Source organism: Rhizobium sp. BK060 (assembly GCF_014193145.1).
Taxonomy (GTDB): domain Bacteria; phylum Pseudomonadota; class Alphaproteobacteria; order Rhizobiales; family Rhizobiaceae; genus Rhizobium.
On the sequence record NZ_JACHYW010000013.1, the window covers coordinates 20,367 to 34,499 of the forward strand.

A 14,133-nucleotide genomic window follows, 5' to 3' on the forward strand; every position below is an offset into this window, starting at 1 on the left:
CGCAGAATATTAGCGCATGGGAGGAAGCCTTCGGGCCTTCGCTCTCTATAAATTGCGCCCGAACGGCTTTCCTCCCTTTGGCTCAAGGGAGGACTAATCATGAGGCGGACTTTGCTGTACGCGGCGTCGGCTGCGGTACTGTCGCTCGGCGTTACGCATGCATTTGCGCAGTCGGGCGGGGTTGAGAAAGCGGTTGGCGGCTATGATTTTGCCGAAGCTGCCAAGGAAGCGCCCGAGACGAAAAACTTCCATTCGGCTGATGGTCATTTGACCTTCGCGATTGTGACGCATACGGCAGGCAATGGTTTTTTTGACCCCGTCTATGTCGGTGCAACCGTTGCCGGCAACATGATCGGTGCCAAGATCCTGCTGCTCGGCTCGGAATCACCGGTTGACGATCCGGCGCGTGAGATCGAGATCCTGAACCAGATTGTCCAGGACCCGACAATCGACGGCATCATCATGACAACGCCGCAGGTCGGCGCCTACAATGACATCGTCAAGGCAGCCAAGGCGGCAGGCATACCAGTCGCCACAACCAACTCGTTCGATGCAACGATCCTGAACCGCAACGGCATAAGTCACACCGGCCAGGATGCATCGGCTGCGGCAATCGGCGGCGAGGCGCTTGCCAAGTGCGTGCTTGACAGCGGCGCGACCAGCGGCTCGATCCTGCTGCCGTCGTCTACCGCGATGGGCAACATCGAGGTCAATAATCGCGTGACCGCCGCCTTCAACGCCATCGTCAAGACGCTGAAGGATGCCGGCAAGCTTGACGCCTTTAAGGTTGATGCCGGGCCGGAGAATGTCGGCATAGACACGAACCCGAATGATCCCGTCAACGCGCTTGTTTCGCTCTTCGAGTCCCGTGGCGACGCAGTCGGCGCGTTTACAGCCAACAACGTCTTTACGCCGCCGCTCGTGAAGGCGGTCGCACAGATGGGGAAGACCGGCAAGTTCTGCGCCTTTGGGTTCGATCTCGGCCCGGCACAGCAAGAGGGGATCGCCGCTGAAAACCTGACCGGCTCCCTGGGGCAGCAACCCTTCCTGCAGGGCTTCTGGCCTGTCATGCAGCTTTACCTCCAGATCGATCGCGGTATTTCTGCCGCCAACCTGGACACGCGTGCCCAATTGGTGACGAAGGAGAACGTCGCAAAAGTTGGCAAGCGCTTCGAGAACTAACGGTTCGAAACGCCTGAGATCGATGCGGGATGACGCAAGCCTCCCGCATCGCGACGGCAAGATTGATCGGCGGAAACCATGGCGTCCACGACGACATCGCTAGGCCGTGCGCCGCCTCAGCTCGTCGGCGGCTGGGAGGCTGGGCTGCTGATATTCCTCGCCCTGCTCTACCTCGGCGGCGCCGTCGTTAATCCGGCCTTTTTTGGCTCTACGGAAGCCCTTCTGGCGTTACTTCGCGATACATCCCGTGTCGGAATCATCGCGGTCGGCATGACCTTTGTCATCGCCAACAAGGATCTCGATCTCTCGGTCGGCTCCACCTACGGCCTGATCGCCGTGGTTTTCGCCAGGCTTTTTGCGTCAAACATTCTCGACTTCGGCGTCATCGAGTCCGCAATCTTCTGTTTGCTGCTCGGCACAGTGGTTGGCCTCGTCAACGGCGTCCTCGTGACGATCCTGAGAGTGCCCGCCTTCATTGCAACGCTGACGATGCTTTTTATCGGTCGCGGCTTCGTTCTCGCGCTTACGCACGGTCAGGCGATCTATTATTCCGGCAAAGCCAAAGACTATCCGCACTTCTTCCATCTCGGAGAGATCAACGTTTTCGGTTTCAATAACCAGATCGTAATCTTCCTCCTCGTCGCCATCGTCGGTGCCTATGTACTTGCCAAGACCCGGTGGGGCTATGAGACCTTCGCGACCGGGGGCAACGAGCAAGCTGCTGCCTATGCCGGCATCAACACGCGGTGGGTGCGCATTCGCGCTTATCTGCTATCATCGCTTTGCGCGACGCTTTCCGCGCTCCTGTCAGCTGCGCAGGACAAGGGTGTCACCCCTCTCTACGGCGTCAGCTGGGAACTTACTGCTATCGCATCTGTCGTCATTGGCGGCGCATCGATTCTCGGCGGGCGCGGGCGCGTCATCGGGTCTTGCCTAGGCGCCGCAGTCGTCGTGCTGATCGACAAGGTGTTGCGCGAAGGCTGGCCGATCACGCGCACCGTCGTTATCGATGGGGAGAGCATTGCCGTCGGCGCCAGGTTTACCCTGCCCGCCGGTGCCGTACTGGTTTTCCTGGGCCTGCTTCTTGTCACGGCCGTGCTCATCGAGCCCTTCCTCATTCGACGTCAGATTGTTGCCCGGTTCTGGGCCTGGCTCCGCAGTCGACCACCGCCGCCAGCCTATGAGACCAGCGGCGTGGCGCTGGAAGGTGTCCAGACTAAAGGGGCGATGGCGACCGATATTGCACTCTCAGCCACGGGGCTCGGCAAGTTCTTTGCGCGGCGCGACGCGTTGGCCATCATCCTGACTGCGGTGCTCTGGTTGGCCGGTCTGGCGCTGAGGCCGGACTACTGGTGGAACTTGCCCAACACCTTTGCGATCTTGCTCAACTACACAGAACTGGCGCTCATTACCGTCGGGCTCACCTACGTCATTGCAGCCGGCGATATCGATCTCTCCGTTGGGGCCGTGCTTGCGCTTGCCGGGAGCACCGCCGCCTATTTCCTGAAGGTGCTGGGCGCCGATCCATTTACCGCCGTGGCGATGGGTCTGCTTGCCGGGACGGCTGCCGGTTTCGTCAATGCCGTCGTCACAGTCGGCTTCAAGCTGCCGGCCTTCGTCGCCACGCTCGGTATGTTCTACATTGCTCGAGGTCTCGCCGCCTGGTTTGTCGCCGGCCAGCAATTGACCGGCTGGCCCGAAGGCTACAACCTGCTTGGCCGTAAGGTGAATGACGTTCTCCTGCATTTCGGCCTTTCGCTATCATCGGGAATCATTCGCACCGTGGCCGAGGTCGTCAGCATCCAGACGATCTTTATGTTTTTCGTCGCCCTCCTCGCCGGCATCGTGCTTGCCTACACACCGTTTGGACTGAAGGTCTGCGCTGCGGGTGGCAACGTCCGCGCGGCCGCTTATGCCGGCATCAACACCAACCGCGTGCGTTTCATCTCACTGATGCTGGCCGCTCTCTGCGCGACCATGGCCGGGATCATCAACGTCGCTTACTTCCGCAGCTTCAACCCGGTTGCCGGCCAGTTCCGAGAGCTTGACGCCATCGCCTCCGTCATCATCGGCGGCGGATCGATCTTCGGCGGTTACGGAACGATGATCGGCTCCCTTGCAGGTGCAGCCGTAATCACGCTCGTCCGTGCACTCCTGCAGCTCAACGTCCAGGGCTTCAGCATGCCGCAGCACTGGATCAATGTCTTCATTGGGGTCATCCTCATCGTGGCAGTGCTGATCGACATCTGGGTGCGACAGGCCAATCTCTTCGGCCGACTGCGAACCCGTTTCGCGGCAGCCGCGCCAACGGGAGAGCGCATCCATGGCTGACATACAGCCCTTACAGCCGATTGTGGAAATGCGGGGCATCGAAAAAGCCTTCGGAGCAGTGCAGGCGCTCCGCAAAGTCGATCTCATCCTTTATCCTGGCGAGATTCTTGGCTTGGTCGGGGACAATTCGGCCGGCAAGTCGACGCTGATGAAGATCCTCACCGGCGCCTATCAGCGCGATTCCGGCGAAATCCTGGTTGCCGGGCAACCGGTGTATTTCAAGAGCCCGCACGAGAGCCGTGGCGCCGGAATAGAGATGATCTATCAGGACTTCGCACTTTGCGGGAACATGGATGTCGGCCAGAACATCTTCCTTGGCCGCTGGCCCCTCAAAGGCCCCTTCGTCGATCGACGGAAAATGTATGCCGAAGCGGATAGCGTTCTGAAACGGCTCAAAGTCGACGTGAATTCCGTCTATCAGAAGGTCGAGAGCCTATCGGGTGGCCGCCAGCAATCCGTGGCCATTGCCCGCGCGATCTCCTTCGAACCGCGCGTCGTGATCCTCGATGAGCCGACCGCCAACCTTTCCGTCATGGCCACCGAGCGGCTGCTCGAAACCATGCTGGAGCTGAAGAAACAAGGCGTTGCCCAAATCATTATCTCGCATCGTCTGGTCGACATTTTTGCGGTGGGCGATCGCGTCATGGTTCTCAAGCGCGGCGAGTATGTCGGCGACCGCTATGTCAGGAACACGGACGAGCATGAGGTCCTGGAGATCATTGTCTCCGGCACCCGGGAGAGTGCACTGACGGCCGACGAAGCCAGAAGCGTTGATCGGTCATGATGCCGCACGCGCAAGAAGGATCCCGATACCGGATCTTCTATTGCTTCAAACTGAGCGATCCGCCTGCAACGGAATAGGAGGCAAGTTTGCGCAGGAAGCTCATACCGACGAGCGTGAAGGAAAGGGCATCATCCTTCAGCACGAAAGCCTCCACGTCGCGCACGCGGATGCCACCGATTTCCACCCGATCTAATATGACGTGCGCCGCCTTCGTGGTGCCGTTGGCAGTGTTTACCGAATAGCGGAAATCGAGCTGGTTGCCGGTATAGCCAAGGCGTCGGGCGAAGCTCTCGTTCAGCGCGACATAGGTCGCGCCTGTGTCGATCAGGCCCTGGACCTGTCGACCGTTGATCCTGAAGTCTCCTGAGTAATGTCCCTGGGCATCGGCCTGCAGGCGCATCGTGCCACCATTAACCGCCGTGGCAGGCACCTGCTCGGCGCTGGCTGTTACGACGTTGGCCGAAACGGCCGCTTCGCTTCCGGGTTTTCCCATGAGGGACGGTATTTGTGTGGCAAGCGCAGCAGCGACGCTTGCAAAAATTACGGTACGCAGGAGCATCGGGACAGAAATCCTTCCTGTATAAACCCCGCGTCATGCGTGGCCATGCTTCTACCTGCTACGCAATAATTGCTGACAAGTTGCTAATGCCGGCAAGCAAATGGCCCGGCAAGCGTGTCCGGGCCATCAACTGGTAAACGGTTTGCGAATTATTTCGTGCCGTACATGCGATCCCCGGCGTCTCCGAGGCCGGGCATGATGTAGCCCTTCTCGTTCAGATGGCTGTCGATGGAGGCGGTGAAGACGGGAACATCGGGATGCGCATCGCGGAAATTCCTGATGCCCTCCGGCGCGGCCAGAAGGCAGAGGAAGCGAATGTTGTGGGCTCCGCGTTCCTTGAGCTTGTCGATCGCGGCGATCGACGAGTTGCCGGTCGCAAGCATCGGGTCGACGACGATGATCAAGCGCTCGGAGATGTCTTCGGGAGCCTTGAAGTAATATTCGACCGGCTGCAGCGTCTCGTGATCGCGGTAGACGCCGATATGCGACACGCGCGCCGACGGCACAAGGTCGAGCATGCCTTCGAGGAGGCCGTTGCCGGCCCGCAGGATCGAGGCGAAGACAAGCTTCTTACCCTCAAGGATCGGCGACTCCATCGTCTGCAGGGGAGTCTCGATGGTCTCCATCGTGAGCTCCAGATCGCGGGTCACTTCGTAGCAGAGCAGCGTGGAGATTTCGCGCAGGAGCCGACGGAAACTTCCGGTCGATGTCTCCTTGCGCCGCATGATCGTGAGTTTGTGCTGCACAAGCGGGTGATCGATGACCGTTACGCCGTCCATGGCCGGGCCCTTTCTGTCGTTGTTCTTATCGGATGTTTCTTCCATGGAAATTGCCTCCACCGCAAGAGCGGATGCCATTTTGCAACCCGATCCCAAGGCGAGCCGATCACATCCGGGCAAAAAGCGCCTGGCGCGTCGGTTCATCAACGAAGGCTGCCTCGATACCAGTTCGCGTCATCTCATCGATTGCGGCATCGCTGAAGCCAAAGGCATCGGCGGCCAACTCGTACTCGCGCTTCAGCGACGTGTGGAAGAACGGCGGGTCGTCCGAACTGATCGTCACGCGTATACCGGCGTCCTTGAGTTTTCGCAGCGGGTGCGATGCGAAATCCGGAAAGACCTTCAGCGCGATATTGGAGCCGGGACACACTTCCAGCACCGTTCCGAGATCGGCGAGCCGCTTCACGAGATCCATGTCCTCGACCGCGCGCACTCCATGCCCAACGCGCGAGGGCCTGACAACGTCAAGCGCATCGGCAACGCTAAAGGCACCGCACACTTCACCAGCGTGAATCGTGAGGCCAAGCCCCGCATCACGCGCAATATCGAAGGCACGCGCATAATCGGCGACCCGACCCATCCGCTCCTCACCGGCAAGATTGAAACCAGTGATGAGCGGATTCTTTGCCTTGGCAGCATATTCCGCGGCGCCAATGACACTCTCAGGACCGAAATGACGCTCCCCCGTGACAATCAGACGTGCCTCGATACCGCTTCTCGCCTTCGCACGGCGAATTCCCTCGCACACGCCCTCGATGTAAGCGTCCGCGCCAAGCCCGATCCGCTTGCCATGATCGGGAGACACGATCAGCTCGCTGTAGATCGTGCCTATAGCGGCGAGTTCCTCAAGATAGGTTTCGGTCAGCAGCGCGTAGTCTTCCTCGGTCTTGTAGACCTCGGAGACCTTATCGTAGCATTGCAGAAAGCTTGCGAAGTCATGCCAGACATAGGCGCCATCGGCCAGGTAGCTGCTGATGTCGATGTTGTACTTGCGGGCCTGCGCCAAGGTAAGCGTTGGCGGTGCTGCACCTTCCAGATGGCAGTGCAGCTCGACCTTCTTCAAATGCGATGTCATAGAAAACTTCTCCCCTGCGCGCCAGGCGGAATGCGCAGATGCCGGGCGATCGTCTCGCCGATATCAGCATAGGTGGCGCGTATGCCGATATCGCGAGAACGAAGCCCCGGTCCATAGGCAATGATCGGCACCCGTTCGCGCGTGTGATCCGTGCCACGCCACGTCGGATCGCAGCCGTGATCGGCGGTCAGGATGACGAGATCGCCGGGCTTCAGCTTGCCACCCACTTCGGGTAGCCTGGAATCAAAGGCTTCAAGGGCGGCGGCATAGCCCGCTACATCCCTGCGATGGCCATAGACCATGTCGAAATCGACAAAGTTAGTGAAAACCAGGTCGCCATCCTCGGCGGTGTCCATGGCTGCGAGGCTCGCATCCATCAGCGCCTCATTGCCATTCGCCTTGACCACCCGGGACACTCCCTTATGCGCAAAGATGTCGCCGATCTTGCCAATGGCATGGACCTTGCGACCTTCCTTGACCAACCGATCGAGAAGTGTCGGCTCGGGCGGCGGCACCGAGAAGTCGCGCCGGTTTCCGGTACGCTGAAACTTGGAGGCGGTTTCCCCAACGAACGGCCGCGCGATGACGCGGCCGATGTTATGGTGGTCCAGCAGCGCCCGCGCGATCGTGCAGAAGGTCATGAGCCTGTCGAGGCCGAAATGCGTCTCGTGCGCGGCAACCTGGAAGACGGAGTCGGACGAGGTGTAGCAGATCGGCTTTCCGGTCCGGATATGCTCTTCGCCATGCCGGGCAATGATGTCGGTGCCGGAGGCATGACAATTACCGAGAATCCCCGGAACGTCCGCGGCCCTGCAGAGCGCCTCGACGAGTTGCGGTGCGAAGGCTTCGCCCTCAGTCGGAAAGTAGCCCCAGTCGAATGTTACCGGCGTCCCGGCGATTTCCCAGTGGCCGGATGGGGTATCCTTGCCACGCGAAACTTCGCTGGCCGAACCGAACATCGCATAGACCTTTTCCGGCACCGGCATCCCGGCCGGGAAGCGTCCCGAGGCGGCCTTGGCGAGATGGACCAGACCAAGAGCCGACATATTCGGAAGCTGGAGGGGGCCCGAGCGCAATCCCTCGCGATCGGCAGCGCCTGCCGCACAGAATTCCGCGATGTGCCCCAGCGTGTCGGCCCCCTCGTCGCCATAGGCGGCCGCGTCCGGCGCCCCGCCGACACCAAATGAATCCAGAACGAAAAGAAAGGCTCGCGCCATGCTCCACCTAGCGACAGATAATTGACGGCCCGCGCATCACGGACCACTCCTGAAGCCTTATAACGGCAGAGCGGACTTGGCAAACGAGCTTGGGGCGTCAGCAATCGCCGCAGGTGACGGTATCGCTTGCGCGGGGCAGGTAATAATAATTGCGGCTGATCGTGATCGTGCTGTTGTTCGGTACCAAGTTCGGCGCAAACAGGAACAGCTTGTACGGAATGCTCAGTTCGGTACGAACCAGAAAGATGTTCGCTTTTTTCATATCGGCGGGCACCGTCGTGGCGGAATTCGCCACGTATGGACGGCTGCCATCCTGCGCCCACGACCATGCCACCGTCGGGTTTGCGGTACCATCGAGAGCGATGCCCGTGATCTTGATGGTAAGGCCGGTCGAACCATAGGGAACGAACACCGCGGAGGCGACCGAGGGCATATCGGCAAGCCAGGACTTGGTTACGCTCTTTTGCTGCGTCACGACATCCGTGATCATCCCGGCTGCACGGCTTGCACGCTTGCTCATGCTGAGACCAATCGTGATCTCGAATGCGCCGACATAAAGCATCACCAGGATCGGGAACAGGATGGCGAACTCGATCGCACCCACGCCCTGCCGGTCGCCGACGAAGCGTCTTGCGAGTTGATGAAGCCGGATCAGTACACCACGGCCTGCCATTACGGGTACTGCTCATTCTGGAACGCCGTCGTGGCGACCATCAGAAAGTATGACGACGACCCATCAGTAGGGCGCACGTTTGTAATATAAGGCCTGATCAGGTCGGTTATGACTTGCCAGCGATAGTAGGCCCGAACCATGTTGATCGTGCCCGAGCCACCGGGAAGATATTTAAAATCAGAGGTTTTGATGTCGGCGTAGGCGCTGGTGGACGTCTTCGGTATCGTCGTGGGAATGGCGGCAAAGGTGGCGAAGTTCTGTACGTCGATGAACAGCTTGCTCGGGGTGGCCACTTCCGTTGTAGAGCACTTTATCAGAATCGAAATCTCGTTGCAGAACGCCGTCCGAAAAGCTGCCACATCCGTATTCGCGGGCGTGATTTGTCCCGTTCGCATCTTGCGACTCATCGTATCCACCGCATTGGACAGGAGTTCCTCGCCGGCAAAGGCAATGAATGTCTCGATGATTGCAAAGACCACCATGAAATAGGGTATGGCGAGGAGTGCAAATTCGATCGCGGCCGACCCGTCGCGAGAGTGCGCAAATGCGGCTAACCGCGACCGCGTCCGCCGATGGGGGCGGGAGGCCGCGTCCGCCGCTTGATCCGTTTCCTTCATGGCATGCATCCGGGACAGCTTCGACCACACGGTTTTAAAGGGTGATCGTTGATTTTCCGTTTCAAGCCGGATCAGAAGTTTAACGGAGGTTCACCAACGAGATCTGGCGTCTAACTATTGGGCCGCCGCTGCAGCCTCGGTTCCTTGCTGGCTATGCTGTTCGCAATTGGGGGTACAGGAAAGGACCGAGCGCTCCGTCTGACGAAAGACACGGACGGTGTTTGCCTCGTCGATAGAGACTAGGATGCTTTCGTCCAAGATCGCATTGCCATCCGCGTCGAGCAGCACAAGGTTGGTGGTTCCAAAACTGCGTCCGGTCAGCACGATCGTTTTCGCATCGGCGACTGTAGCATCCGCAACCTTGGCATTGCCGACGATGACCTTGCTCACCGGGCGATCAAGCTTCAAAACGCGCGCCTGGTCCATATAGACCCGCAGAACATCCTGCTGCGCAAACACGGGCTCGCTAAAGCCGGCGACGGCAAGAAAGCTGGCTAGGATGATCCTCTTGCCACTCGGCGACATTTTGATTCTCTCTCAAGAGTTACGGCGATTTTACGAAACAGCATGAGAAAAATTGGTGAACGAAGCTTTAATTCCATTTTTGATCTGTCCGCAATCCCGACTTGACGCGCCATTTGGAGACACCTTACGTGGATGGAAGCCTATTTGAGCGCCATTTTGAATATCGGCGGAACATCCCCAGGTCTTCGGAGGCTCAACTACTAAAGGGCACGCAGACCTTTCCCTAAAATTCTAAACAATGACGCAAGCCGATACTTACCGTTCTCAAGTGTTGGTTGGCGTTTACGAAGTGGTAACCTAACTCTTTAAGTTGATAGAAACAGCGGCTCGCTAGATTGTGGCAATCCGATCAACGGCAACAGTTGGCGGACGTGCTGAACATCAACTGGAGTTAGGAGTTACCATGACCAAGCTTGTTAGCCGTTTTCTGAAGGACGAATCCGGCGCGACCGCAATTGAATACGGCCTGATCGCAGCGCTTATCTCTGTCGCGCTCATCACCGGCGCAACCGCACTGGGCGGCAAACTGAATAACATCTTCAATGGCCTGTCCGTCAAGATGAATGACGCCTGCAAGACCGGCAGCATTACCGGTTGCTGATGCCAAGCCGCCGTTGAGGAAAGAGGCCGTCCTGACCCTCAGGACGGCTTTGCATTTTGTCCGGCTTTCGAGGTAAATCAGGTCATGACTTCAAGCGTCATCATTACCATCTTTCCGATGTGCCTGGCATTCGCGGCGGTGATGGACACATTGACGATGACCATCCCGAACCGCATCTCAGCAATTCTTTTGCTGTCTTTCCTTGCGCTGGCCCCCTTCATTGGGATGGATTGGCAGACGTTCGGCTACCATTTACTCGGTGGCGCCGTCGTGTTTGCTTCCTGCTTTTTCTTCTTCGCCCTCAACGTTATGGGCGGGGGGGATGCGAAACTGCTGACTGCCGCAGCCGTCTGGTTCGGTTTCGGAGAACCGCTGGTAGAATTCATTGGCTATGTCGGCATCATGGGTGGCCTCCTGACCGCAGCCATCCTCATGGTACGAATGCAGAGCGACGTGATCACGACAATCGGGTTGCGAGTACCGGATTCGCTTCTCGTCGCCAAGAAGATCCCCTATGGCATTGCTATCGCTGCGGGCGGTTTTATTGCTTTCCCGTCCTCACCGCTTTTCATTGCAGCGTTGCAAAACTTGAAGTAGAAGCGCTTAAGCTTCTGTTAACTTAAAATCGAAGCCTTTCATTAACTATAATTACACCAATTGCAGGCCATTCTTCGGGGCGAATATCGCGAATCCCCGAGGAATGATCGATGAAACCCGCCCGCCTTATGATACTTGGAGTGGCTGTCGTTGCGGCCGGCCTTGCCGGCGTGCTGGCGATGAGCCTCGCGGGCCGCGGTTCCGTCGTCACCCAGGTTCAGTCGGTCGTCGAGAAGGAGCCGACTGTCAACGTGCTCGTCTCCAGCGCCAATCTGCCGGTCGGCGCACGATTGGATGACAAGGCGGTTCACTGGATGGGGTGGCCGCAGAGTGGCGTCGTCCAGGGCTTTATCACCGAAGCCGACAAGCCCGACGCGCTGAAAGACATGCAGGGCGCCGTCGTTCGCCTTCCTATCTTCGAGGGCGAGCCGATCCGCGCGGAAAAGATCGCCGATTCGAACAGCCGCATCATGTCCTCGCTCCTGCCCTCCGGGAAACGTGCCGTCGCCACCGAAATTTCGGTTTCCACGGGTGCCGGCGGCTTCATCCTGCCGAACGACCGCGTCGACGTCATCATGGTCCGCAAGTCCAAGGAAGCCGACAAGTATCTGACCGAGACGGTGCTCAGCAATGTGCGCGTGCTCGCGATCGACCAGCAGATCCAGGAAAAAGAGGACGGCTCCAAAGCGGTCGTCGGAACGACCGCAACCCTGGAGCTTACTCCTGACCAAACCAAAGTGCTGGCCGTTGCCCAGCAGATGGCCAACCGGCTGTCGCTGGCATTGCGCTCCGTCGCCGACGCCCAGGAGCAGGATACCAGCGCTGCGGACTACCTCCTCAGCGGCGACAACGGCAGCGCCATGGTCCAAGTCATCAAATCAGGCTCAATCGTTACAGACAGCAGCAGCGCGCCGAAGGCCGAGTAAAGGAAATGGGAATGGGCAATTTGAAGCGCCATATGAAGCCCTTGATGGCGGGGTGCTTGTCCTTTGCGATCGGGTTCTCCGGCATGGCGTCGGGCTTTCTTGCTCCCGTCCTCGGCGCAAGGGCCGCCTGGGCCAATTCCGACGGGATGGTCACGATAACCCAGACGGGTCCCGGTGCTCATCGCAGCCTGAAACTCGGTCTGAAGAAGGCGATCGTCGTCGATCTGCCCGCCGATGCCCACGATATCCTCGTCTCGGACCCTTCCATGGCCGACGCAGTCACCCGCAGCTCGCGTCGCATCTATCTTTTCGGCAAGACGGTCGGGCAGACGAACATCTTCATTTTCGGCGCTGACGGCCAGCAGATCGTCAGCCTCGATATCGCGATCGAGCGCGATGTCGCGGGCCTCGAAGCCAATCTCCGGCGCTTCATCCCGGACTCCTGCATCAAAGTCGAGATCGTGTCAGACAACATCGTGCTGACCGGTACGGTACGCACGCCACAGGACGCTGCCCAGGCGGCCGACCTTGCACAGGTCTTCCTGAAAGGTGGCGAAGCGACAACCCGTACGGAAACAGCCAGTGGCTCGGGCGGAGAAGGGTCAGTGGCACTGTTTGCTGAAGGTCGCCAAGTCTCGCAGGTGGTCAATCTCCTGCAGATCCAGGGCGAAGATCAAGTGACGCTGAAGGTCACCATCGCCGAGGTGCGTCGAGAGGTGTTAAAGCAGCTCGGCTTCGATAATCTGGTTTCGAATTCGGGGGGGCTGACTGTCGCGCAACTGGGTTCTCCGAGCGTTAACGGCGCAACGGCGACAATTGGCGGCGGTCTGGCAGCACTCTTCAAAAGCTCGATTGGAAAGTACGATATCTCGACATACTTGAGCGCGCTTGAGCAGGCCAAGGTGGTCAAGACGCTGGCGGAGCCGACCCTGACCGCGATTTCCGGGCAGGCCGCGACGTTCAATTCGGGCGGCCAGGTACTCTATTCCACGACCGACAACGACGGCAACACGACGATTGTCCCCTACAACTACGGCATCAATCTCGCCTTCAAACCGGTGGTTCTTTCCTCCGGTCGCATCAGCCTGGAGATCAAGACGAACGTATCGGAGCCTGCACCTTCGGTGTCCGGCTCGACGCCAACCTATCAACGCCGCTCTGCCGAGACTTCCATCGAGCTTCCCTCCGGCGGCTCGATCGCGCTTGCTGGCCTGATCCGCGATGACGTTGCCCAGACCTCGAACGGTACGCCCGGCGTCAACAAGATCCCGCTGCTTGGCACACTGTTCCGGCAACGCACGGTCGAGCGTGACGAAACCGAGCTTGTTATCATCGCAACGCCCTATCTCGTCCGCCCGGTCGCCCGCAATCAGCTCAACCGTCCGGATGACAACTTCAGCCCTGAGAACGACGCTGCGGCTTTCCTGCTCAATCGCGTCAACAAGGTTTACGGCGGCCGCGAAACGCCCGTCGCCGACGCTCAATTCCATGGCTCCATCGGGTTCATCTACAAATGAGCGCGGCAGGATCAGCAATGGCACAACACAGAGATCAGCCGATGGCCCGCAAGCAGAACACTGCGCATGAATCCCGCCTTTCGAAATCGCTGCTGACCATGGTCGCGGTGGCAGCCGCCCTGCTTTCCGGCTGCGCCTCCCACGACGAACTGACGACCGGCGGCATCCCCGACGACTATCGCCAGCGCCACCCGATCGTGGTGGCCGAAGCCGAGCAATCGGTCGATATCCCGGTCGCTTCAACCGATCGCCGCCTCAACATCGCCCAGCGCGACATGATCCGCGGCTTCGCGCAGAACTACACATCGCGGGCGACCGGACCGGTCTATCTGCTGACGCCCGAGGGATCGCCAAATGCGGCAGCCGCCCGTCAGCTGCGCGGCCAGGTGCGCGCCGAACTCTCGGCCCGCGGCGTCGCGAGCTCCAAGATCGTCAACAGCTCTTATGCCGCCACCGGTGCGGGCGACGCAGCGCCCATCCGCCTGACCTTCGTGGGGACGACAGCGATGACCTCGCAGTGCGGTCAATGGCCGAGGGACATGATCAACGATTTCAGCAACCAGAACTACTACAACTTCGGCTGCGCGACGCAGAACAACCTGGCTGCACAAATAGCGAACCCGGAAGACCTAATCGCGCCTCGCGGCATGACTCCGATCGATGCGACCCGTCGCAACGCCGCGATCAAGGAATATCGCGAACGGACGAGCAATATCGAGGAAGTCAGCGGCAGCGCCAACAGCTTCTGAT

15 protein-coding genes are annotated in these 14,133 nt (G+C 59.3%); 8 read left to right on the forward strand and 7 right to left on the reverse strand.

Going from position 1 to position 14,133, the window contains the following annotated elements:
- Positions 1–99: 99 nt before the first annotated feature.
- The 3 genes from FHT71_RS15610 (at position 100) to FHT71_RS15620 (ending at position 4,297) form a co-directional block, all read left to right on the forward strand.
- Entirely contained in the window at positions 100–1,182 is a 1,083-nt protein-coding gene (locus FHT71_RS15610; RefSeq protein ID WP_132589401.1) for a substrate-binding domain-containing protein, read from the forward strand.
- A gap of 78 nt (positions 1,183–1,260) precedes the next feature.
- Positions 1,261–3,513 (forward strand): ABC transporter permease, encoded by a 2,253-nt coding sequence (locus FHT71_RS15615; RefSeq protein ID WP_183720785.1) that lies wholly within the window; start codon positions 1,261–1,263, stop codon positions 3,511–3,513.
- Positions 3,506–4,297 carry an ATP-binding cassette domain-containing protein gene (locus FHT71_RS15620; RefSeq protein ID WP_007798413.1) on the forward strand — a complete coding sequence of 264 codons (792 nt, stop codon included), beginning with the start codon at positions 3,506–3,508 and terminating at the stop codon, positions 4,295–4,297. Before FHT71_RS15615 ends, FHT71_RS15620 begins: the two co-directional genes overlap by 8 nt.
- Before the next feature lie 37 nt (positions 4,298–4,334).
- On the opposite strand, the gene FHT71_RS15625 is transcribed toward FHT71_RS15620, so the two are convergent.
- From FHT71_RS15625 to FHT71_RS15655, 7 genes are all read right to left on the reverse strand, one after another.
- A complete protein-coding gene (locus tag FHT71_RS15625) occupies positions 4,335–4,856 on the reverse strand; it encodes a TIGR02281 family clan AA aspartic protease (protein ID WP_183720788.1) in 522 nt (173 codons plus the stop codon).
- A 149-nt stretch (positions 4,857–5,005) separates the two neighbouring features.
- Positions 5,006–5,635 carry a uracil phosphoribosyltransferase gene (upp, locus tag FHT71_RS15630; protein WP_024313419.1) on the reverse strand — a complete coding sequence of 210 codons (630 nt, stop codon included), beginning with the start codon at positions 5,633–5,635 and terminating at the stop codon, positions 5,006–5,008.
- 106 nt (positions 5,636–5,741) lie between these two features.
- Positions 5,742–6,710, reverse strand: coding sequence for an adenosine deaminase (locus FHT71_RS15635; protein ID WP_183720791.1), 969 nt, complete (start codon positions 6,708–6,710; stop codon positions 5,742–5,744).
- Complete coding sequence (locus FHT71_RS15640; RefSeq protein ID WP_183720794.1) at positions 6,707–7,927, reverse strand: phosphopentomutase; 1,221 nt, start codon at positions 7,925–7,927, stop codon at positions 6,707–6,709. The genes FHT71_RS15635 and FHT71_RS15640 overlap by 4 nt, the downstream gene beginning before the upstream one ends.
- A 97-nt stretch (positions 7,928–8,024) precedes the next feature.
- On the reverse strand, positions 8,025–8,600 hold the full coding sequence (locus tag FHT71_RS15645) for a TadE/TadG family type IV pilus assembly protein (protein WP_183720797.1): 576 nt from the start codon (positions 8,598–8,600) through the stop codon (positions 8,025–8,027).
- Positions 8,600–9,217, reverse strand: a complete 618-nt coding sequence (locus FHT71_RS15650) for a TadE/TadG family type IV pilus assembly protein (protein ID WP_183720800.1) — start codon at positions 9,215–9,217, stop codon at positions 8,600–8,602. Before FHT71_RS15650 ends, FHT71_RS15645 begins: the two co-directional genes overlap by 1 nt.
- Before the next feature lie 114 nt (positions 9,218–9,331).
- Positions 9,332–9,742 (reverse strand): pilus assembly protein N-terminal domain-containing protein, encoded by a 411-nt coding sequence (locus FHT71_RS15655; protein ID WP_183720803.1) that lies wholly within the window; start codon positions 9,740–9,742, stop codon positions 9,332–9,334.
- A gap of 403 nt (positions 9,743–10,145) precedes the next feature.
- Between FHT71_RS15655 and FHT71_RS15660 the strand changes: the two genes are divergently transcribed.
- The 5 genes from FHT71_RS15660 to FHT71_RS15680 all read left to right on the forward strand — a co-directional run bounded on the left by FHT71_RS15660 (position 10,146) and on the right by FHT71_RS15680 (position 14,132).
- Entirely contained in the window at positions 10,146–10,343 is a 198-nt protein-coding gene (locus FHT71_RS15660) for a Flp family type IVb pilin (RefSeq protein WP_183720806.1), read from the forward strand.
- Between the two features lie 84 nt (positions 10,344–10,427).
- The gene (locus FHT71_RS15665; protein ID WP_183720810.1) at positions 10,428–10,940 is read left to right on the forward strand and encodes a prepilin peptidase; all 513 of its coding nucleotides are present in this window, start codon (positions 10,428–10,430) and stop codon (positions 10,938–10,940) included.
- A gap of 110 nt (positions 10,941–11,050) precedes the next feature.
- Complete coding sequence (gene cpaB, locus FHT71_RS15670; protein WP_132589383.1) at positions 11,051–11,866, forward strand: Flp pilus assembly protein CpaB; 816 nt, start codon at positions 11,051–11,053, stop codon at positions 11,864–11,866.
- 11 nt (positions 11,867–11,877) lie between these two features.
- Entirely contained in the window at positions 11,878–13,383 is a 1,506-nt protein-coding gene (locus tag FHT71_RS15675) for a type II and III secretion system protein family protein (RefSeq protein WP_183720812.1), read from the forward strand.
- A complete protein-coding gene (locus tag FHT71_RS15680) occupies positions 13,380–14,132 on the forward strand; it encodes a CpaD family pilus assembly lipoprotein (protein WP_183720815.1) in 753 nt (250 codons plus the stop codon). The genes FHT71_RS15675 and FHT71_RS15680 overlap by 4 nt, the downstream gene beginning before the upstream one ends.
- The last annotated feature ends 1 nt before the right edge of the window (position 14,133 follow it).